At 69.9% G+C, this 20,212-nt stretch carries 19 protein-coding genes; 6 read left to right on the top strand and 13 right to left on the bottom strand.

Features of this window, described 5'->3' with window-relative positions; all coding sequences use genetic code 11:
• Positions 1–12: 12 nt before the first annotated feature.
• From ACZ5BM_RS12870 to ACZ5BM_RS12810, 13 genes are all read right to left on the bottom strand, one after another.
• Positions 13–600, bottom strand: a complete 588-nt coding sequence (locus ACZ5BM_RS12870) for a nucleotidyltransferase family protein (RefSeq protein WP_498908483.1) — start codon at positions 598–600, stop codon at positions 13–15.
• A complete protein-coding gene (mutL, locus tag ACZ5BM_RS12865) occupies positions 600–2,426 on the bottom strand; it encodes a DNA mismatch repair endonuclease MutL (protein ID WP_498908481.1) in 1,827 nt (608 codons plus the stop codon). The genes ACZ5BM_RS12870 and mutL overlap by 1 nt, the downstream gene beginning before the upstream one ends.
• 66 nt (positions 2,427–2,492) lie before the next feature.
• The gene (locus tag ACZ5BM_RS12860) at positions 2,493–3,038 is read right to left on the bottom strand and encodes a DUF3035 domain-containing protein (protein WP_498908479.1); all 546 of its coding nucleotides are present in this window, start codon (positions 3,036–3,038) and stop codon (positions 2,493–2,495) included.
• Positions 3,039–3,104: 66 nt separating this feature from the next.
• On the bottom strand, positions 3,105–3,923 hold the full coding sequence (locus ACZ5BM_RS12855) for an aldo/keto reductase (protein ID WP_498908477.1): 819 nt from the start codon (positions 3,921–3,923) through the stop codon (positions 3,105–3,107).
• A 56-nt stretch (positions 3,924–3,979) separates the two neighbouring features.
• Entirely contained in the window at positions 3,980–4,498 is a 519-nt protein-coding gene (gene lspA / locus ACZ5BM_RS12850) for a signal peptidase II (RefSeq protein ID WP_498908475.1), read from the bottom strand.
• 2 nt (positions 4,499–4,500) lie between these two features.
• Entirely contained in the window at positions 4,501–7,380 is a 2,880-nt protein-coding gene (gene ileS, locus ACZ5BM_RS12845; RefSeq protein ID WP_498908473.1) for an isoleucine--tRNA ligase, read from the bottom strand.
• A 147-nt stretch (positions 7,381–7,527) separates the two neighbouring features.
• Positions 7,528–8,628 (bottom strand): glycosyltransferase family 2 protein, encoded by a 1,101-nt coding sequence (locus ACZ5BM_RS12840; protein ID WP_498908472.1) that lies wholly within the window; start codon positions 8,626–8,628, stop codon positions 7,528–7,530.
• Positions 8,629–8,746: 118 nt separating this feature from the next.
• Positions 8,747–10,798: a hypothetical protein gene (locus ACZ5BM_RS12835; protein ID WP_498908470.1), complete on the bottom strand. Its 2,052-nt coding sequence runs from the start codon at positions 10,796–10,798 to the stop codon at positions 8,747–8,749.
• Between the two features lie 2 nt (positions 10,799–10,800).
• Positions 10,801–11,739: a bifunctional riboflavin kinase/FMN adenylyltransferase gene (locus tag ACZ5BM_RS12830; RefSeq protein ID WP_498908469.1), complete on the bottom strand. Its 939-nt coding sequence runs from the start codon at positions 11,737–11,739 to the stop codon at positions 10,801–10,803.
• Entirely contained in the window at positions 11,736–12,440 is a 705-nt protein-coding gene (mtnC, locus tag ACZ5BM_RS12825; protein WP_498908467.1) for an acireductone synthase, read from the bottom strand. The genes ACZ5BM_RS12830 and mtnC overlap by 4 nt, the downstream gene beginning before the upstream one ends.
• Positions 12,437–12,988: a 1,2-dihydroxy-3-keto-5-methylthiopentene dioxygenase gene (locus ACZ5BM_RS12820; protein WP_498908466.1), complete on the bottom strand. Its 552-nt coding sequence runs from the start codon at positions 12,986–12,988 to the stop codon at positions 12,437–12,439. Before ACZ5BM_RS12820 ends, mtnC begins: the two co-directional genes overlap by 4 nt.
• A gap of 113 nt (positions 12,989–13,101) precedes the next feature.
• The gene (locus ACZ5BM_RS12815; protein WP_498908464.1) at positions 13,102–13,404 is read right to left on the bottom strand and encodes a Sec-independent protein translocase family protein; all 303 of its coding nucleotides are present in this window, start codon (positions 13,402–13,404) and stop codon (positions 13,102–13,104) included.
• Positions 13,405–13,518: 114 nt separating this feature from the next.
• Positions 13,519–14,148, bottom strand: a complete 630-nt coding sequence (locus ACZ5BM_RS12810; RefSeq protein ID WP_498908463.1) for a regulatory protein RecX — start codon at positions 14,146–14,148, stop codon at positions 13,519–13,521.
• 332 nt (positions 14,149–14,480) lie between these two features.
• On the opposite strand from ACZ5BM_RS12810, the gene ACZ5BM_RS12805 reads away from it, so the two are divergent.
• From ACZ5BM_RS12805 to ACZ5BM_RS12780, 6 genes are all read left to right on the top strand, one after another.
• Positions 14,481–15,698 carry an aspartate aminotransferase family protein gene (locus ACZ5BM_RS12805; protein WP_498908462.1) on the top strand — a complete coding sequence of 406 codons (1,218 nt, stop codon included), beginning with the start codon at positions 14,481–14,483 and terminating at the stop codon, positions 15,696–15,698.
• Positions 15,695–16,699, top strand: coding sequence for an ornithine carbamoyltransferase (gene argF, locus ACZ5BM_RS12800; protein WP_498908460.1), 1,005 nt, complete (start codon positions 15,695–15,697; stop codon positions 16,697–16,699). Before ACZ5BM_RS12805 ends, argF begins: the two co-directional genes overlap by 4 nt.
• Positions 16,696–17,010, top strand: a complete 315-nt coding sequence (locus ACZ5BM_RS12795) for a hypothetical protein (protein WP_498908459.1) — start codon at positions 16,696–16,698, stop codon at positions 17,008–17,010. Before argF ends, ACZ5BM_RS12795 begins: the two co-directional genes overlap by 4 nt.
• Before the next feature lie 112 nt (positions 17,011–17,122).
• Complete coding sequence (gene hslO / locus ACZ5BM_RS12790; RefSeq protein WP_498908457.1) at positions 17,123–18,118, top strand: Hsp33 family molecular chaperone HslO; 996 nt, start codon at positions 17,123–17,125, stop codon at positions 18,116–18,118.
• A gap of 83 nt (positions 18,119–18,201) precedes the next feature.
• A complete protein-coding gene (locus tag ACZ5BM_RS12785; protein ID WP_498908455.1) occupies positions 18,202–19,260 on the top strand; it encodes a hypothetical protein in 1,059 nt (352 codons plus the stop codon).
• Positions 19,260–20,168 (top strand): hypothetical protein, encoded by a 909-nt coding sequence (locus ACZ5BM_RS12780; protein ID WP_498908454.1) that lies wholly within the window; start codon positions 19,260–19,262, stop codon positions 20,166–20,168. The genes ACZ5BM_RS12785 and ACZ5BM_RS12780 overlap by 1 nt, the downstream gene beginning before the upstream one ends.
• Positions 20,169–20,212: the final 44 nt, after the last annotated feature.

Raw genomic sequence — 20,212 nt, 5'->3', positions numbered from 1 at the left:
CAAGGAACCGGTTCAGGGCTCCAACACGCGAAGACCCGGCCAGCGCCTCAGCCAGCCGCGTTCACGGGCCCTTCGCTCGAAAACGGAACGGCGATCGCCTCGGAAGGCCGGAGTCGGGCGCAGGCGGAGGGTGAACAGGTCGAACAGGCCGAATGGGGCCAGTACCTCGATGCGGTCGTCGCCGGTCAGGCGCAGCGCGACGGCGGTGGCGGTTTCCGGCCAGAAGCGCATGGCGTCGGCGGTGGAGCGGTAGGGGGGATCGCCGTTGCGCCGGTGCATCCTGGCCTGGTTGCGCACCGACCACGCGCCCTCCGGCGCCAAACCCCGCAACTGCGCTTCCAGGGCGCGATCCGTATCGAGCTCGGCCCGACGCGGATCGAACCAGACCACATCGATATCGCTGTCGATCGCGGGAGGGTGGCCATGCAAACTGTCCCACACCGCGTTGCGCGCGAAGCCGGCGCCGATCCAACTGTCCGGCAGCACCAGCCTCCGATGCGCACGAAGGAGCGTCATGCGCGCCATGTCGTCTCCGATCAACGCCGCCAGCTCGGTTCGAAGCCTGGCCTCTTCGGCATCCTGATTCAGGCCGAACCGCATCAGCGGCGGCCGAACATGCGCTCGATCTCGGCCCGGCTCAGCTTCAGGAAGGTGGGGCGGCCATGCGAGCAGGTGGCGGCACGCGGCGTGCGCTCCATGTCGCGCAGCAGATGATCCATTTCGGCGCCGGTCAGCTTGCGCCCGGCGCGTATGCTGCCATGGCAGGCCATGCGGGCGATCACTGCGTCGAGGCGCGTGTGCAGCGTGTTCACCTGATCCGGGCCGGCCAACTCGTCTTCCGCCAGCTCCTCGGCCAGATCGCGCAGCAGCGCCGCCGGATCGGGATTGCCCAACAGGGCCGGCACGGCGCGCAGCAGCACCGAGCGCCCCCCGAACGGTTCGATCTCGATCCCGAACGCGGACAGGCTGTCGGCATGCTCCGCCAGACGCGCGGCGTCCCGCGCCGGCAGATCCACCACCTCGGGGATCAGCAGTCGCTGCGCCCGAATGGTGCCGTCGAGGAACTGCGCGCGCAGATGCTCGTGCGTCAGCCGCTCATGCGCCGCATGCTGGTCCACGAGCACGAGGCTGCCATCGCCTGCGACCGCGATCACGTAGGTGTCCAGCACCTGCGCCACCGCCGCGCCGAGCGGGTGCTGATGTTCGTCATGGCGCGACGGCGGCGGCGTCTGGTCCGGCACGCGCGCGGAGGGCGCATCGTTCAACGCCAGTTCGACCGGCGGCGGCGCCACGGGTTCGGCGAAACCGCGCCCTTCCATCGCCAGAACCTCCCCGGCCGGACGTGTCCGCGCAGCAGACGGCTCGGGCGGATACCAGATCGCGGCGCCCGGACGACGCTGCGACAGAAGCGCCGGGCTCGCCCCGACCGGGCCCGCCCCGCCGCCCAGCGCACGCCCCAGCGTCCCGATCACCAGCGCGCGTACGGCAGCCGGGTCGGCGAAACGCAGTTCGGTCTTGGCGGGGTGAACGTTCACGTCCAGCCGGTCGGGCGGAACGTCGAGAAACAACGCCACCACGGCATGGCGCCCGTGCTCCAGCACCTGGCGATAGGCGACGCGCACCGCCGTCCGCAGCACCGGATCGGCCACCGGACGGTTGTTCACCACCAGGAACTGACCGCCCACCGTGGCGCGATGCACCGCCGGTCCGCAGGCGAAGCCGCTCAGCCCGATCCCGTCGCGCAGACCCTCGATGGAGAGCAACCCCTGCGGCGCGGCACCGCCGGCCTCGTCGGCGATCATCGCGGCGACGCGCGCGGCGCGATCCTGCTGCGGCAGGTCGAGCATCACCCGCCCATCGATCTCCAGACGGAAGGCGATCTCCGGCGCCGACAGGGCCAGACGGCGCACCGCCAGCTCCGCGTGCCCGGCCTCGACGCGGGCGCTCTTCAGGAACTTCCGCCGCGCCGGAGTGGCGAAGAACAGATCCTCCACCAGCACCTGGGTGCCATACGGCCCGGAACACGGCTCTGCCGGACGCACCACGCCGCCTTCCACACGCAACCGCCAGGCCTCGCCGCCTTTGGGGCGCGAGGAGATGCAGAGCCGCGCCGCCGCGCCGATGGACGGCAGCGCCTCGCCGCGAAAGCCGAGCGTGGCGACCTGGACCAGGGTCTCGTCGGTGAGCTTGGAGGTGCAGTGGCGCTGCACGGCCAGCGCTAGCTCGTCCGGCGACATGCCGACGCCGTCATCCGACACGTCGATGCGTTCGACGCCGCCTGACGCGAGCGACACGCTGATCCGGCGCGCGCCGGCATCGATGCTGTTCTCGACCAGCTCCTTCACCGCCGCGGCCGGACGCTCGATCACCTCGCCGGCGGCGATGCGATTGACCACGTGCTCAGACAGCCTGCGAATCGTCGGCATGACGCCGCCTCCCCGCTCAGCGACGGATCAAGAAGGCGCCCGCGTTGCCGGGCGCGATCGCGCGGATCAGAACAGGCGCGAGAAGAAACCCGGCTTGCTGGTCTTCAGCGTCGGGGTCGCACCCACGGTGGGGCTGCGTCCGAGAGCCGCGTTCTCCTGCAAACGCTGACGCTCCGCCGGCGCATCGACGATCTCGCCGGCCTTGCCACCCTGCCAGAACATCAGCTCGTTCACGAAGCCCTGGCTCGGATGGTCGAGCGCGCCGCCGGTCGGCGCCTGCGCGCTGGACCGGGCCGCATCGGCGACCAGCGCATCCTGGCCGGCGCTATCGCTGCCGGCGGCGCCACGCAGCGCCACGTCGGGCGCCAGGGTTTCCAGCGCCTGCGTCTGCGCACTCTGGTCCTGCGGCCGCTCCAGACCGGGCGTCGGCTTGGCGAGGTCGGTGCCGTTCGGCATGGACAGGGGCGCACGCGTGGTGACGGTGAACTCGTCCGGCGAGGTACGCGCCAGACCGAAATCGCGCTCGATCTCCTCGCCGGAACATGCGGCGAGGGAGAAAGCGGACGCCGACAACGCGGCCACGAGAAGCAGGCGATGAGAAAGCGTCGACATGCCCGCTTCTCTAGGATGGAACCGGACGCGCGGCAAGCACGTGTCCGGCTGCGTATCGAACCCGGCTCAGAAGGTTTCCGGATCCGGACCGAGACGCTTCCCGGCGTCGAGCCCGGCCATCTCGCGCATGTCCGCCTCGTCCAGCGCGAAGCCGAACACGTCGATGTTCTCGCGGATACGCGACGGCGTGGCCGATTTCGGGATCGCCACCACGCCGCGCTGCATGTGCCAGCGCAGCACCACCTGAGCCGGCGTCCGGCCATGTTTGGCGGCGAGCGCTCCGATCACCGGGTTCTCCAGCTCGCCCTGCGCCAGCGGCGACCAGGCTTCGGTGACGATGCCGTACTCGGTATGGAAGGCATGCAACTCGTTCTGCTGCAAGCCGGGATGCAGCTCGATCTGGTTCACCGCCGGAACCGTGCCGGTCTCGTCCATCAGGCGGCGCAGATGCTCCACCGTGAAGTTGGACACGCCGATCGCCCGGGCGCGCCCTTCGGCGGCGATCCGCTCCAGCACGCGCCAGCTTTCGACGTATTTGTCGTCCTGCGGGCGCGGCCAATGGATCAGGTAGAGATCGACGTAGTCGAGTCCGAGCTTGCCGAGGCTGGTCTCGAAGGCACGCAAGGCCGTGTCCGTGCCCTGGTCGGCGTTCCAGAGCTTGGTGGTGACGAACAACGCGCTCCGGGGGACGGACGCGCCGGCGATGGCGCGGCCGACGCCTTCCTCGTTGTGATAGATCGCCGCCGTGTCGATCGAGCGGTAGCCGCTCTCGATGGCGGTTCCGACGGCGCGCTCGGCCTCGTCCGGACCGATCTTGTAGACGCCGTAGCCGAGCTGCGGGATCGCGCCGCCCCCGTTCAGGGCGATGGTGGGAACATTGGACATGGGCGGTTTCCTCGACGGGCTTGTCCGTCCCTAACCCGCCCCGGCCGGCTTCGTTGCTAGGAAGCCCGCCCCTTGCGGTCGAACAGCCCGTCCAGAAGCAGCACGATCACGCCGCAGACGATGGCGGCATCGGCCACGTTGAAGATGTAGTTCCAGGACAGCGAACCGAGATGGGCGTGGATGAAATCCACCACCGCGCCGAAGCGGATCCGGTCGATCACGTTGCCGATGGCGCCGCCGGAAATCGCGCCCAGCGCCAGACGCACCACCGGCTTCGGCGTGCGGCACATCCACCAAAGCAGACCGGCGGTGACGGCCACGGAGATCACGCTGAACACGACCGGACCTGCGGCACCCACGCCGCCGGCCAGACCGAACGTGACCGCATGGTTCCACACCATCTCGAAATCCAGCACCGGCAGCACGCGCACGAAGCGCTTCTCCGGCAGGCCGAGACCGTAGAGAATCCAGTTCTTGCTCAACTGGTCGGCCAGCAGCACCAGCACGAACAGCACGAGCCCCGGCGCGATTCGTCGCCCGAGCCCGACGCGCGGCGCGATCGTGGCAGCATCCATGCTCAGCCCACCACGTCGGCGCAGCGCAGGCACAGGGCCGGATGGGCGGGAACGGTGCCGACCTCTTCCAGCACACGCCAGCAGCGGGCGCATTTATGCCCCGGCGCCACACCGACCGAGGGCAGCAGGTGCGGCCCGGTGCCCTCGCCCGGCGACTCGGAAAACACGGAAGCGGCGTTCGGGTCGATCGCGATCTCGGCGCGCGACACGATCGCCAGCTCGTCCCAATCCACCCCGCCGAACTCGATCGCTTCGGCCTCGGACAGCGTGAGCGTCAGCTCGGCCTGCAGCGAGGACGCGACCAGACCGTCGCGACGCGCCGCCTCGATGGCGGTGGTCACCAGACGGCGCACGGCGCGCAGACGCACCCAGCGTTCGCCCAGCGCCGGATCGGCCCATGCCGACGGGATCGCCGGAAAGTCCTGCAGGTGCACGCTGGTCTCCTCGCCGAAGCGGGCGGTCCAGGCATCCTCCGCCGTGAACACCAGCACCGGGGCCAGCCAGCAGCAGAGCGTGCGGTGCAGATGGTCCAGCACCGTGCGCGCGGCGCGGCGGCGCAGGCTGTCCTTCCCGTCGCAATAAAGCGCGTCCTTGCGCACGTCGAAATAGAACGCCGACAGATCCGAGGCGCAGAACGCATGCAGCGCCGGATACACGCCGACCCATTGATGGCTCTCCACCGCCCCCGCGATCTGCGTGCCCAGCTCGCTCAAACGATGCAGCACCCAGCGTTCCAGTTCGGGCATCTCGTCGAACGGCACGCGCTCGCTGTCCTCGAACCCGTCCAGCGCGCCCAGCAGCCAGCGCAGCGTGTTGCGCAGACGGCGATACAGCTCGCCCTGCTGCTTCAGGATCTCCGGGCCGATGCGCAGATCCTCATTGGTGTCGGCGTTCATCACCCAGAGACGCAGGATGTCGGCGCCGAGCGTGTCGCAGGTCGCCTTGGGGGCGATCACGTTGCCGAGCGACTTGCTCATTTTGCGGCCCTGCTCGTCGAGCACGAAGCCGTTGGTGACCAGCGCCTTGAACGGCGCCACGCCGCGCGAACCGACGCTTTCCAGCAGCGAGGACTGGAACCAGCCGCGATGCTGGTCGGAGCCCTCCAGATACAGATCGGCCGGACGCGGCAGACCGCGCCCGCCTTCCTCGCCCAGAACAAAGGCGTGGGTGGAGCCGCTTTCGAACCACACGTCGACGATGTCGAACACCTGCTCGAACTGCTCCGGATCGCGCCCTTCGCCCAGAAAGCGCGACGGCGGCGACGCGTACCAGGCATCGGCGCCCTCGGCGCGGAACGCTTCCACCACCCGGGCCATCACCGCCGGATCGCGCAGCACCTCGCCGGTGCGCTTTTCCACGAACACGGCGATCGGCACGCCCCAGGCGCGCTGGCGCGAAATGCACCAATCCGGACGGCCCGCGACCATCGACGTCAGACGGTTGCGCGCCTGCGCCGGCACGAAGCGCACATCGTCCAGCGCCCGAAGGGCGCGGGCGCGGATGCCGTTTCCGTCGGCATCATCCATGCGGATGAACCATTGCGGGGTGGCGCGATAGATCACCGGCGCACGCGAGCGCCAGCTATGCGGATAGGAATGCACCAGCGTGCCGCGCGCCAGCAGGCCCGCCGCCGCCTCGCCGCGCTCGATGCTCGACGCCATCGCGCCGGACAGCGCCGCGCAGACCGGATCGGCGGCCTGGAACACGTGGATGCCGGCGAACCCCGGCACCCAGGGCGCATAGCGCCCGTCCGCTTCCACCGATTCCGGCACGGCGATGCCGTTGGCGACGCAGAGCGCGAAATCGTCCTCGCCATGGGCGGGCGCCATGTGCACCAGGCCGGTGCCGGCATCGGTGGTGACGAAATCGCCGGACAGCAGCGGCACGTCATGGTCGTAGCCGCCGTCGAACCCGTCGATGCCGCGCAACGGATGGGCGCAGATGGCGCCTTCCAGCGCCTCGCCCGGCAGGGTGTAGAGCACGTGGTGGCCGGCGATCCCGGCGCTCTGGCAGAAGCGCTCGATCAGCGCCTCGGCCACCAGCAGCTTCTGGCCGGGATGGGCGGCAGACCCGTCCGTCACCGTATCCACGCGCAGCACCGCGTAGGTGATCTCGGGGCCGAACGCGATGGCGCGGTTGGCCGGCATGGTCCAGGGCGTGGTGGTCCAGATCACCGCCGACACGCCGTCCAGCGCTTCGGCCGGGGTCGGATCGCGCACGATGGGGAACGCCACCCAGATCGTGGTGGAGGTGTGATCGTGATACTCGATCTCGGCCTCGGCGAGCGCGGTCTTCTCCACCGGGCTCCACATCACCGGGCGCAGGCCGCGATACAGCGTGCCGTTCTCCAGGAAGCGGCCGATCTCGCCGGCGATCGCAGCCTCGGAGCCGAAATCCATGGTGGCGTAGCGATGCGCCCAATCGGCCTGCACGCCCAGGCGGCGGAACTCGGCAGCCTGGATGTCGAGCCAGGTCTGGGCATAGGCGCGACATTCGGCGCGGAACTGCAGGATCGGCACGCCGTCCTTGTCGCGCTTCGCCTTGCGGTATTCCTCCTCGATGCGCCACTCGATCGGCAGGCCGTGGCAATCCCAGCCCGGCACGTAGCGCACGGCGAAACCGCTCATGCGATGGGCGCGGTTGATCACGTCCTTCAGGATCTTGTTGAGCGCGTGGCCATTATGGAGATGGCCGTTGGCGTAGGGCGGGCCGTCATGCAGGGTGAAGGGCGCGCGGCCCTCATTGGCCGCCGCCATCTGCGCGTCCAGCCCCATGCGCTCCCAACGCTCCAGAATGATCGGCTCGCGCTTCGGCAGGTCGCCGCGCATCGGAAACCCGGTGCGGGGCAGGAACACGCTGTCGCGATAGTCGATCTCGGTCATTCTGGTCTCTGAGCCGAAGCGGGCCGGAGGCGGCCCTGAAGCCGCCGCAACCCGGGAAGAACGGATAATGAAGCCGGTTCTTATGCGGAACGGCGGCGCTCGCGGTCAATCGACGCCGCGCCGGGGCCGGTCATGCGCGCGAACGGCTCAGGCGCGGAGGCGGCGCCACCGTGCCAGGAGGCGGCGCAGGGCGCGCTCGACCAGGGACCGCTCCGGCGGGCGCGACGCCAGCGCCGCGAGGCCGGCTTCGAGGCGCTCCAGCGCGTGTTCGACGCGGATCAGACGATGTTGCAGATCCTCGTGCCGCGCATGGCCCCAGAGCCCGTTCCGGTCCAGATTGGCCAGGATCTTTCCGTGCTGAAGCTCGGCCTGCTCGTGATAGCGCTCGGCCCGGCTGCCCAGCGTGCCGATCACCGCCAGCGCGCCCGGATCGGTTTCGGCCAGGATACGCAGGCGGTCGTTGCGATAGCGCACGAACTGCGCGTCGTGCGGCGAGGCGGCGTCATCGGCGCTGTTCAGATAGGCGGGCAGCGTATCGGCGTCGCGCAGATGATAGAAGCAGAGCGGTCGCGGCAGAACGCCGATATCGCCGAGAACGAGCAGGCGCAGCAGGAAATCCCAGTCCTCCAGCACCGGCAGGGCGGCATCGAACGATCCCGCCCGCCTCACCGCGTCGCTCCGGAACACGAAGGCGATGCTCGGCACGCGGTTGCGGGCGAGCATGGCGTCAAACGCCAGGACGGGCATGTCGAACACGGCCGACTCGCGATCGGTCTCGCGCACCTCCGTGCGGTCGAGACGCTCGCGCACGATGGTCCAATGGGTCAGCACGCCGACGAACCCGGCATGCTCCGGCCGGGACAGCCATTGCGTGGTCAGGCGCAGGAAATCCGGGTGCCAGCTATCGTCGTCGTCATGCACGGCGATGTGGTTGAACCCGCCGCTCCGCTGCACCGATGCCAGGGCGGCATTGGCGGCGCCCTGGCGCCCGAGCGGCTCGGCGTGATGCAGAACGGTGATGCGGCCGAGAAACCCGGTCTCGTGCCGCGCCGCCAGCGCATCCACGGGTGCCGGATCGCCGCCGTCATTGACCACGAACAGATGCCAATCGTCGCAGCGCTGCGACAGCACGCTGGCGAAGGCGCGCGCGAGCAGGACCGGCCGGTCCCGGGTGCGCATCAGGATCGCGACGGAGCCCCCGGTCGCGTCCGGGCGCATGGGAAACAGGCTCGAAGCAGAGTTGACCATGCGACCCCTCGAAACGTCCCGGCCGGGGCCGGGTCCAGACCATCAGCCAACCGAACGAATAAAGAATACCGTCCAGAGACACCGAAGAACGCCGCTCTGGGCGCGATCGGGCGCCGTCCTATCCGAACCGACCGAGAACGCGCGCGCCGTAATGCCCCATCATGTGACGCACCCAGGCTTTCAGCTCGGGCGCCTCCGCCGGATCCACGCGATCAAGCCAGCCCAGCACCGTTCCCATGCGCCAGCCGCAGGAGCGCAGCGCCGCCGTCCGCGCTTCGGCGCTGCTCGGCACGGCGCCGGACGGCACCAGGGTCTTGTAGCCGTCATGATCGAAGGTGGCGTGGTGGCCGAGACCGCCCAAAAGACGCAGCTCGTCCGCATCCGGCGACAAGGTGACGGCGGCGAGCGTGGCGCGCACCACCTCGGGGGTGATCTCGTCCAGCACGAGCGGCCCGCAGCGCCCGGTCTCGAACAAACGGCGCACGGTTTCGAGGCAACCCGCCTGGAACGGTGCGCTCGCGCGCGCGAACTGCGCCGCGCCATCGGCATCCTCGGCGGTGACGGCCTGCCAGCGCCCGTTTTCGTCCGGCTCATAACCCAGCACGGTGCCGTGCGGCGCGGTGTGCAATTCCTCCAGAATCTCCACCGCGTCGGTCAGTTCCGGCCGCTCTTCCGGAGGCTCGAAATCGGACGCGAAGGCGCTGTCGGCGGGGCCGCCGCCGGCGCGGTTGTTGATGGCCGCCGGCCAGAGCCCGTAATAGAAACCATGCAGTTCGGTGGCGGCGCCGGCATCGTCCAGCAGGGTGCGCAGCGAACGTTGCATGGTCCCGTGCCAGCCCAGATCGACCAGCCCGACGCGCCCGCCCTCCAGGACGCCGGTCTGACGCAGATAGCCCATCAGCGCGGCATGATGCGGGCCGAGCGCCGCATGCACCTCGCTCGAATGGGCCTGGAGCAGATGCTCGAAGCGGCCGGTCCCGTCCGGCCAGACCAGCCGGGTTTCCAGATCGCCGAACTGCGTCCGCGCATCGTCCACCAGGGCCGGAATGCCGTCGAGCCCGGCCCGGCGCAGCGCCGTCCTGACCGTGAGGGTGCCGTCGCTGCTGGCCAGGAAGCCGAGCAGCGCCTGATCGAGCCGCCCCGGCGCGCCGCGGACGAAACCGCAGGCCAGATTGAGCGGCCGGCGCGCCACCTCGAAATAAAGGCCGTCGATCCCGGTGCGCGCGGCGGCGCCGGACTCGCGCCAGGCGCGATGGATCAGCCAGCCGTCGCGGGCGCAGAACAGGAGCTGCCCGATCCGGTGCCGCACCACGCGCGCTTCCAGCCAGCGCACGAATCCGGACAGCACGATCCCGCCCCAGACGGTGCCGAGCGCGTGCCAGAACGCCGTTTCGGCCGGCACCGCATCCGGGTCGGCGCGCGAAACGAGCACCTGCGCGCGCCGGGCGCGGGAGAACGGCAGCGACGCGGGCGACAACGGCAAGGCGGTGCGGCGCGACGAGCGGGCGCGGAGATAAGGCAGCGTCGCGACGCCGAAGGCACGCGGCCGGTCGATATCGGCATGCCGGTCGTCGCCGACATGCAGGATGCGCGCACCGGGAAACCGTCGCGCCAGCACCGGCCAGATCCGCCCGGTGGCCTTGGTGGCGCCGGTATCCGACGACACGAACAGCCCCTCGCCGAGCCCGAAGCCGGACGCTTCGAGGCGCGCGCGCAGGAAGTCGGGCGGCAGATACATGTCGGAGACGAAGGCGAAGGGCGTGCCCGCTTCCGTCAGAGTCCGGGTCAGCTCCAGCAGATCCGGCACCGGCAGCAGCGCATCCGTTTCACTGTCCAGCTCCAGCCGGCGGATCAAAGCGCGCCAGGGCGACAAGCGGCCGGGCAGACGGTCGAGAATGGCCTCGTGGTCGATCTCCTCCGCGCCGTGCAACGCCTGCGCGTTCAGACGCGCCGTGCGCTCCGCCGCCTCCCGCTCCAGCGCGAAACCGCCCGCGACGGCGCCGATCTCCCCGCGCAGACGGCGCTCGATCTCGGCGAACAGATCGGCCGGGCTGTCGACGCTCCGGGTGAGCGCGGTGTCGAACACGTCGATCGTGACCAGATCGGCATTACGGGCGGCCGACAGCGCCGCCTGGAGAAAGCGCGTGTCCGGGCGCCACGCCGACAGCACGGTCAGAACGGCGCGTGCTGCTGGAGGTAGGTCCGCGCCCAGTCGGCATCGGCGGCGATCTGCGCCTTCAAGGCGTCCAGCCCGTCGAAACGCTTCTCCGCCCGCAACAACTTATGCAGCGAGACGCAGATCTCCTGGTCGTAGAGATCGCCATCGAACTCGAACAGGTTCACCTCAAGCCGGCTTTCCGTCGTGTCGGCCACGGTGGGGCGCCGGCCGATATTGGCGACGCCGTGGCGCGACGTGCCATCCGGCAGCCTGACGGTGGCGGCATACACGCCCCGCGCCGGTTCCAGATGCCGGCCCAGCGCCACGTTGGCGGTGGGAAAGCCGAGCAGACGACCACGCTTGTCGCCATGCGCGACGATACCGCGCACCGCCCAGGGCCGCCCCAGCTCCTCGGTGGCGCGTTCGGGATAGCCGTCCTGGAGCGCGCGGCGGATGCGGGACGACGAGAACGGTCCGCCCGAATCGGCCAGGGCCGGCACCACGGTCAGGCCGATGCCGAGGCGCTCGGCATGGTCGGCGAGCGTGGAAACGTCGCCGCCCCGTCGATGGCCGTAGGCGAAATCCGCCCCGCAGGCGAGATGCACCGCGCCGATGCCGCGATGAAGCACCTCTTCCACGAACTGCTCCGGCGTCAGCAGGGAGAAGTCGCGGTCGAACGGCACCTCGAACACATGCGCCACGCCGTGGCGGCGCAGAACGTCGAAGCGCTCGGCGGACAGGCTGAGACGGAACGGCGGGTCCTCGGGGCGGAACAATTCGCGCGGGTGCGGCTCGAAGGTGAGCACGCCGAGCGGCCGGTCCGGGCGCGCCGCATGCAGAGCGCGCAGCAGATGCACATGGCCCCGGTGCACGCCATCGAAATTGCCGAGAGCGAGAATGGCGCCGCGCGCTTCCTCCGGCACGTCGCGCCAGGTCCGGTGCAGCACGGTCATGCGGCGGGCAAGGCTCCGGGCAGGCCGAAATGCGCGGACACGGCGGCGAAATCCGACGCGACCGGATGGCGGGTGGAGGCGACGGTGCCGTCCTCGGATCTGACCAGCTGGCAGCAGCGCAGACCGGCTTCTGCCGCCGCATCGAGTTCGGCCTCGATATCGGACAGGAACAGGATCTCCTCCGGCGGCAAGCCGAGCCGTCCGGCGATGGTGCGGTAGGAGTTCGTTTCCCGCTTGGCGCCGACCTCGGTGTCGAAGAAACCGTCGAAGAGCGAGGTCAGATCGCCGTCCGGCCCGTTGCGGAAGATCAGATGCTGCGCTTCCACCGAACCGGAGGAGTACACCGCCAGACGCACACCGTTCCCGTTCCACGCGCGCAAGGCGACCGACACGTCGGGATAGATCTCGGCCTTCAGCAGACCGGCCTCGTAGCCGTCGCGCCAAGTGATGCCCTGCAAGATCTTCAGCGGACCGATCTTGGCGTCCTCGTCCATCCAGCTCAGCAACTGCGTCAGCGGATCGGCGCCCGGCGCGATCCGGCGCACCTCGTCCAGCGCATCGGCCACCGGCTTCTCGTCCGCACGCTTGCCCACCAGAGCGGGCAGAGCCTGACGGGCATAAGGAAACAGCACGCGATGCACGAAGGCGATCGGCGTAGTGGTGCCCTCGATATCGGTCAGAACGGCGCGGATCGCGCTCATCGCGCGGCGAACCGCGCCGGGAAACGCTCGGCCACGTCGTCGCCGGTATAGTTGGCGATCCAGCCGGTGGTGTCGGTGAACACGCGCAGCGCCGTCACCTCGGGCGTCTCGCCAGCGTCGAACCAGTGCCTGATGCCGGTGGGCACGGAGATCAGATCGCCCTGCACGCAATGCGCGTCGTAGATCTTGCCGTCCACATGCAGGATGAACGAGCCGGCGCCGCGCACGAAGAAGCGCACCTCGTCCTCGCTATGGGTGTGCTCGCTCAGGAACTTGGCCCGCAGCGCCTCCTTGTTCGGCGTATGCGCGCCGATGCGGATCACGTCGGCGCTTCCGGCCCCGCTTTCGCCCATCAGCTTGTCGAGGAACGGACGATAGGCGGCCAGCACCGTTTCGGAATCCGCGTCATCGGCCAAGACCACCGGCGACTCCCAGCGCTCGAACCGCACGCCGATCTCCGCCAGGGTCGCGGCGATCTCCGCGCCGTCCTCGGTGCTGATCACGGCGACACCCGGGGCATCGTCCTTGTAGACGGTGAGAAGGCTCATGATCGCTCCTTTCGCGGCGAGAACGGTGTCGGTCGGTCACGGAAACGCTTCCGGGGCAGATGGCCCGGAAGCGCGAACGGGTCGGACGATCGCGGCCCTTGCGGGCCACGGGCTCAGTTGTGCGGGCTGGCCGGCGGCTGCTGCGGATAGGCGTTGCCCGGCGCGGCGTAGTTCTGCGGCGGCGGCTGATAGGCGCCCGGCTGCGCGGCCTGATGCTGCCCCACCAAAGGCGGCGGTGCTGCAGGCTGGTTCGGCTGGCCGTGCTCCATGGACTCGTCGTCGGCCATGTTGCGCTTGAACGATTTGATGCCCTTGGCGAAGTCGCCCATCAGCCCGCTGATCTTGGAGCCGCCGCCGAACAGCACCAGCACGACCGCCAGAACGATCAACCAGTGCCAGATGCTCAAGCTACCCATGACGCCCTCGATTCCGTTTGGCGCGCCGGCGATCGCCGCACACACATTGGGTCCACGACATGGAACCGTCCGCGCCGGCTTGCAAGCCTTGTCGCCGCCCCGGCACCGGAAACGCTACATCGCATGCCGCGCCAGCACCAAGGCTGCGGCTTCTTCCGGGTCCATCCGCAAGGCGCGTTCGGCGGTGTCGCGGTCGAAGCCGGCGCGGGCCAGGGCGCTCAGGGCCTTGTTCCAGGCGGCGGGATCGTCCAGCGCGGCCGGATCGCCGAACGGGCCTATGCGCCGCTTCCGCGCCTGCAGAACGGCGGATTGCAGATCGCTGCCCGCCGCCTCCTCCAGCGCGGTCTCGATCAGCTCCGGCGCAACGCCGCGCCCGGCCAGATGCGCGCCGATCGCGCGCCGGGAGCGGCCGCCGCGGCTGAGCGAACGGGCGCGGGATTCGGCGAAGGCCGCATCGTCCACCACCTTGGCCCCCGCGAGCGACCCGGCGACGGTGCGCACCGCCTCCCTGGCCTCGCGCACCGCAGCGGCGATCTCGTCGGAAGCGCGCCCCGCCGCGGCCGCCTGCCGGCTCCAGCGCGCGATCTTGCGATCCAGAACACGCACCAGACCCGCCTCGGTGGTGGCGAACCGGGCCAGATGCGCCAGAGCCGCGTCGCGCAGACGCCCGGCATGGGGCGCGGGGCCGGGATCGACCGGTTCGCCGGACCGGGCGGGCGGGCGGCTCCGCGCGCGTTTGCGCACGGGGGGAGCGTTCGGAACGACGGCCGCAGACGGCACGATCGGCGAAGCCGGTTCGGGCGCGGCGTCGGATGCGTCCCAGCCCGTGCGGGTCCGGTCGGGGGCCGCAGCATCGGCGCGCGCGGTTCCGGAGGCGTCGTCCCTCGCATCCGACCCGCTGCCCCGCGCCTTCACAGAAAGACGCCCGGGAAGGCCGGAATCGGGCCGGATGCGGGGCTGGGCCTCGCATTCGCGGTTTGACTTGCGGCGGAAGCCACCGGCACTCTTGTTGTTTGCTTCAACCCTCTACCCCCGGAGCCTCGCGCGGCGAACCGTGCGAGGAGAAAGTAGTCGAGATGATCGCTCCGCTGATGCCCACCTACAACCGTGCCGATCTCGCTTTCGAGCGGGGCGAAGGCGCCTGGCTGTATGCGGCGGACGGACGACGATTCCTGGATTTCGGCGCCGGCATCGCGACCTCCTCGCTCGGCCACGGCCATCCCCATCTCGTCGCCGCGATCGCCGAACAGGCGGCACGGGTGATGCACGTCTCCAATCTCTATCGCGTGCCGCAGGCCGAGCGTCTGGCCGCCCGCCTGGTGGAGAACAGCTTCGCCGACAGCGTGTTCTTCTGCAATTCCGGCGCGGAAGCCAATGAAGGCATGGTGAAGATGATCCGCCGCGCCCAGGCCGCCACCGGCCATGGCGAGCGCACGGAGATCATCTGCTTCAACGGCGCCTTTCATGGCCGCACGCTGGCGATGCTGTCGGCCACCGGCAACGCCAAATACCTGTCCGGCTTCGGCGAGCCCGTGCCCGGCTTCCGGCATGTGCCGCTCAACAACCTGAACGCCGTGCGCGACGCGATCGGACCGCAGACGGCCGGCATCATGATCGAGCCGATCCAGGGCGAAAGCGGCGTGAATGCCGCCACGATCCGATTCCTGCGCGAATTGCGCGCCGCATGCGACGAGTTCGGACTGCTGCTCGGCTTCGACGAGGTGCAGAGCGGCATGGGACGCACCGGCAAGCTGTTCACGCATCAATGGGCCGATGTGCGCCCGGATGTGGTCAGCACGGCCAAAGGCATCGGCGGCGGCTTCCCGCTGGGCGCGATCCTGGCCACCGAGGCGGTGGCGCAGCACCTCACCGCCGGTTCGCACGGCACCACCTTCGGCGGCAATCCGCTCGCCTGCGCCGCCGGCAACGCGGTGCTGGACGTCTTGCTGTCGGACGGCTTCCTCGACGGCGTGCAGGCGCGCGGCGCCTTGCTGAAGCGCGAGCTGGACGCGCTGGTGCGGGCGCGCCCGGACGTGTTCGAATCCGTGCGGTCGCACGAAACCGCGCCGGGGCTGATGCAGGGTCTGCGCTGCCGCGTGCCGGTGGCCGAGATGCAGACGGCGGCGCTGGCAGAGGAACTGCTGGTGGTGGGCGCGGGCGACGACGTTCTGCGGATCATTCCGCCCCTGGTGGTGACGGAGGCCGATTGCCGCGAGGCGGTCGCGCGTCTGGCCCGTGCGGCCGAGCGCGTTCGTCCGCACGGCGCCGACGCAGCCCTGGCGGCCGCATCGTGAGCGCGGCCCTGAAGCAGCCGGCCGGGCTGGACGCAGCACCCCCGTGTCATTTCCTGGAACTGCGCGACCTGGATACCGCCCTGCTGCGCCGTATCCTGGCCGCCGCGCATCGCCTGAAGCAGGTGCCGCGCGACCGCTACGCGCCGAAGCCGCTGGCCGGGCTGACGCTCGGGCTGATGCTGGAAAAGCCTTCCACCCGCACGCGTGTCTCGTTCGAGGTGGCGATGCGCCAGCTCGGCGGCGAGGTGGTGGTGCTGAGCCCGCGCGACATGCAGCTCGGGCGCGGCGAAACCCTGCCGGACACGGCCCGCGTGCTGTCGCGCTTTCTGGACGCGATCGTGCTCCGCACCGACAGCCACGCCAAGCTGGCGGAACTGGCCGCCCATGCCTCCATCCCGGTGATCAACGGGCTGACCGAGCGTTCGCACCCGGTGCAGCTCCTGGCCGACATCATGACCTTCGAGGAACTGCGCGGCCCGATCGCCGGCCGCACGCTGGCCTGGTGCGGCGACGGCAACAATGTCGCGGCGAGCTGGATCGAGGCGGCGATGCGCTTCGGCTTCACCCTCAGGCTCGCCACACCGCCGGACATGACGCCGCGCCGCGAGGTGCTGGACTGGGCGGCGCGCGAGCGGGACGCAGGCTCCCTCGGCCGCATCGAACTCCTGTCCGATCCGCACGCGGCGGTGCGTGGCGCGGATTGCGTCGTCACCGACACCTGGACCAGCATGGCCGACGACCCGGCCGAGAACCGCGCCGCACGGCTGGAAGCCTTCCGCGTCGACGAGACGCTGATGGCACAGGCGGCGGAGAATGCGCTGTTCATGCATTGCCTGCCGGCGCATCGCGGCGAGGAAGTCACCGACGGGGTGATCGAAGGCCCCTGGTCGGCCGTGTTCGAGGAAGCCGAGAACCGCCTGCATGCGCAGAAGGGCCTGCTGGCCTGGGCCCTGGGCGGCGAACACTGGGACGGTGCCGTGCTGGACCGGGAGACGCGATGATGCCCGATGAAACGCAAGGGCCGAGCACGACGGAGGACGTCCCCTCCGCACCGGGCTGGGTGGAATCGAGCCTGGACGAGATCCTGTCCGCCCTTCCCTCCGAGCCGGCGCTGACCGGACTGCGCAACGCCTATCTCGATTGCGTGGCCGGCGTGCGCTCGCCGGAGCAGGATCTGGACGTGAGCCACGATCGCTGCCGCAGCACCTTCCTGTCCGGCCTCGAGGACAAGCTCGGCACCGACGGAGAAACGCGCCGGGCGCTGGAACAGAAGCTGGAAGCGCTGGAAGCGGAGATTTCCGAGCGGATCTGAGACCCGTTCCGGCGCGGCGGACAGCCCGATCCCGGCCGCACGGATCGTGTCACGAGTCCGCGCACCGTCTCGCTGCTGGCGAACCGGCCTCGGGCGCATTATCTGTGCGCCCATGGTCGAAACTCCCGCCTTTCTCGATAGCAGCCGTCCGGACGTGCCCGACATCGTGGTGCCGCGCGGCGTGGTGCCGTTCTTTCTGCCCGGCCGCCCGGTGCGCGGCCGTCTGGTGCGCCTGGGCCCGCTCGCCGACGCGCTGCTGGGGCGGCACGACAACCCGGCGGTGGTGAGCCGTCTGGCCGGCGAGGCTCTGGCCCTGGTGGCGGGGCTGGCTTCGGCGCTGAAATTCCAGGGTTCGTTCAGCCTGCAGGCCAAGGGGGACGGCCCGGTGTCCATGCTGCTGGCCGATTGCACCGATTCCGGCGCGCTGCGCTTTCATGCCCGGGTCGATCCGGAACGCATGCCGGCCCTGCTGGCCGCCGATCCGGCGCCCCTGGCCCGCACCCTGCTCGGCAACGGCTACATGGCGTTCACCGTCGACCAGGGCGAACACATGGAACGGCACCAGGGCATCGTGGCGATCGAGGGCGACACGCTTTCGGCCATGGCCGGACATTATTTCGAGACCAGCGAGCAGCATGCCTGCTTCATCCGGCTGTTCTGCCGCCGGACCGAGTCCGGCTGGCGCGCCGGCGCGCTGGTGCTGGAACGGATCGCGGCGGAAGGCGGCATCGATCCGGGACGCGAACTCGACAACGCGATTCTCGACCAGAACAGGATGGCGCGGTCGGAAACGGACGATGAAAGCTGGCTCACCGCCACCGCGCTCGCCGCCACGCTGAGCGAGGACGAACTCCTGGACGACACGCTGCTGCCCGAAGACCTGCTGTTCCGCTTGTTCCACGAGGAAGGCGTCGCCGCGGACCGGCCGCGCGCCCTGGCCTATGGCTGCCGCTGCTCGCGCGCCAAGCTGGCCGGCATCCTGGAAGGGTTTCCGGCCGGCGATCTGGACGAGATGCAGGTGGATGGCGACATCGTCATGACCTGCGAGTTCTGTGCGCTGGATTTCCGCTTCCCGCGCGACAGCGTGGGCGGTCTGGCGCGCCACTGAGCGACCACGAAAGCGGCGCCGTCCCTTGTGGGCGGCCTGCTCCCTTTGTAGCCTGACCGTTCTCGCGATGATGGAGGCCAAGCGTGCCGATCTGGAAGGTTTCTCACACCGACGGAACTTATCAGGTCGCGGATGCCGACGACGGTCTCTACCCCCTGACCATGGGCGGCCAGCCGGTCACCGAGTTCGTCCCGGGATGGTCGGCGCGGGGACTGCAGACCGGCCTGCCGCCGTTCCATGTGCTCGAACTGCTGCACGAGGGCGGCGACAGCACGATCTGGCTGCTCGACGAGACGCTCGATTACCGCGCCAATGCCGTGCCGTCCCTGCCCGAGCGCGAGCTGGCCCTCTACATGGCCGAGATCGAGCCGGTGATCCGCACCATCCATACCGAGTGCGTGCTCGCGCCGCATGCGGCGATCCCGGCCGTCACGCACCGCTTCGACGGGATGCTGCCGCGATCGATCGAGTTGCTGTTGTCGGACCCGCTCGCCCGCACGCTGCCGGCGCCGGACCTCGTCGTGGTCGATCGCTTCGAGGAACTGCAGGCGGGTTACGGAGCCTCCTTGACGCGGGACTGGATCGCGCGGGCGTTCGAGAGCAACGACGCGGACGCGCAGGAGCGGTTCTCCGTCTCCGGGCGCGACTGCTTCCGGCATCTCGACCCCGCCACCAACACGGTGTTCTATCTGACCCGCACCGCCGATCCGGCGGAAACCGCCTTGTTCGTTCCGAGCGCCAACGTGGTGTTCGTGCGCAGCCGGCTGACGCATCAGCCTCTGCTCGATCTCGTGCTGTATTATGCCGGCAATACCCAGAGAGCGGTCAGCCTGCCCGAAGCCGACCTGCTGGCGCCGGAGATGATGGTGCCGTCGCAGCACGGCCTGGACGAACCGCCGCTCCACGCGACGGACGAGGCGCCCGAGCCCGCACATACCGTGTTCGAGGCCCCGCTGTCGGAACGGGAGCCCGACCCCGTCCCGCATGTGGACGCGGCGTTCGATCATGCCGTCCACGCGGAACAGGTTCCGGTGTCCGAAGAACCGATCCGGACCGGCGTCCGCCCCCCTTCCCCCGCGCCTTCCGCGCCGCCGCCGAAGCAGAACTGGTGGCAGCGTCTGCTCGGACTCGGTCATTCCTGATGCGTGCTTCCTTGCGACGGGCCGCCCTGCCGGCCGGCTTCGCGGCCCTGCTGCTTCTGTCCGGTTGCGGCGGCAGCGACGCTCCGCCCACCGTGTTCAAGCAGCCCTCCTACGACTATCTGACCAAGCTGCGCCTGAATGTCGGCCAGGTGCAGATCAACGATCAGATACCGCCGCCGGGCCCGTCCGATCTGTCGGCGCAATCGCCGGTACAACCGGTCGATGCCATGCGCACCATGGCGCAGCAGCGTCTGGTCGCCGCCGGCAACAGCGGCACCGCCGTGTTCACCATCGATCAGGCCGCCATCACCGGCGAGCCGGGCGGCACGCTGAACGGGACGCTGGCGGCGCATCTGGACATTCTCGGTCCGAGCGGCGGCCATAACGGCTATGCGGAAGCGCATGTGCTGCGCCAGTTCGTGCCCGGCGCCACCACCGACAATGACGGTCTCAAGACCCAGCTCTACAATCTGACAAACCAGATGATGAGCGACATGAACGTGGAGCTGGAATACCAGGTCCGCCGCACCCTCGGCGACTGGCTGCTCGATGCCTCCGGCGCTCCCGTGGGCGCCACGGTGGAGCAGCAAAGCCTGGCACCCGTTTCCGGCAGCTCCACCCCCGCCGCCGCGCCTGCTCTGGTGCCGAACTCCAATTCCGTGGGCGCACCGGTGCAGCTCGCCCCCACGAGCACGCTGCCCCCCACTACGACGCCGACGCCCGCTGCGACATCGGCACCGGCGATCGCGGATCCGAACGCGTCCGGCCCGACCCAGCTCGCGCCGCCGCCGCAGAACGTCCCGCCCGCCGCGGCGACGAGCCCGGCGCCCACCACCGGCACATCGCCACCGGCCGGTTTCCTGCGCCTGCCTAACGGCTATCTCGCCCCCGGCGGCGGCACCCCGTAACCGGCATCCCGAAGAGGTTCGGGAACGGCGCCCGGCTGTCCGGG

The sequence above is a fragment of the Lichenicola sp. GTC18331 genome, from assembly GCF_055386855.1.
This window is presented reverse-complemented; position numbering and strand designations above follow the sequence as displayed.

Bases quoted from the DNA above. Each gene is read 5' to 3' on its own strand.
- ACZ5BM_RS12830 (WP_498908469.1), bottom strand. From the start codon at position 11,739: ATGACCGTGCTGCACCGGACCTGGCGCGACGTGCCGGAGGAAGCGCGC.
- ACZ5BM_RS12855 (WP_498908477.1), bottom strand. From the start codon at position 3,923: ATGTCCAATGTTCCCACCATCGCCCTGAACGGGGGCGGCGCGATCCCG.
- hslO (WP_498908457.1), top strand. From the start codon at position 17,123: ATGGTCGAAACTCCCGCCTTTCTCGATAGCAGCCGTCCGGACGTGCCC.
- ACZ5BM_RS12780 (WP_498908454.1), top strand. From the start codon at position 19,260: ATGCGTGCTTCCTTGCGACGGGCCGCCCTGCCGGCCGGCTTCGCGGCC.
- ACZ5BM_RS12795 (WP_498908459.1), top strand. From the start codon at position 16,696: ATGATGCCCGATGAAACGCAAGGGCCGAGCACGACGGAGGACGTCCCC.
- lspA (WP_498908475.1), bottom strand. From the start codon at position 4,498: ATGGATGCTGCCACGATCGCGCCGCGCGTCGGGCTCGGGCGACGAATC.
- ileS (WP_498908473.1), bottom strand. From the start codon at position 7,380: ATGACCGAGATCGACTATCGCGACAGCGTGTTCCTGCCCCGCACCGGG.
- ACZ5BM_RS12870 (WP_498908483.1), bottom strand. From the start codon at position 600: ATGCGGTTCGGCCTGAATCAGGATGCCGAAGAGGCCAGGCTTCGAACC.
- mtnC (WP_498908467.1), bottom strand. From the start codon at position 12,440: ATGAGCGCGATCCGCGCCGTTCTGACCGATATCGAGGGCACCACTACG.
- ACZ5BM_RS12820 (WP_498908466.1), bottom strand. From the start codon at position 12,988: ATGAGCCTTCTCACCGTCTACAAGGACGATGCCCCGGGTGTCGCCGTG.
- ACZ5BM_RS12860 (WP_498908479.1), bottom strand. From the start codon at position 3,038: ATGTCGACGCTTTCTCATCGCCTGCTTCTCGTGGCCGCGTTGTCGGCG.
- mutL (WP_498908481.1), bottom strand. From the start codon at position 2,426: ATGCCGACGATTCGCAGGCTGTCTGAGCACGTGGTCAATCGCATCGCC.
- ACZ5BM_RS12840 (WP_498908472.1), bottom strand. From the start codon at position 8,628: ATGGTCAACTCTGCTTCGAGCCTGTTTCCCATGCGCCCGGACGCGACC.
- ACZ5BM_RS12815 (WP_498908464.1), bottom strand. From the start codon at position 13,404: ATGGGTAGCTTGAGCATCTGGCACTGGTTGATCGTTCTGGCGGTCGTG.
- ACZ5BM_RS12805 (WP_498908462.1), top strand. From the start codon at position 14,481: ATGATCGCTCCGCTGATGCCCACCTACAACCGTGCCGATCTCGCTTTC.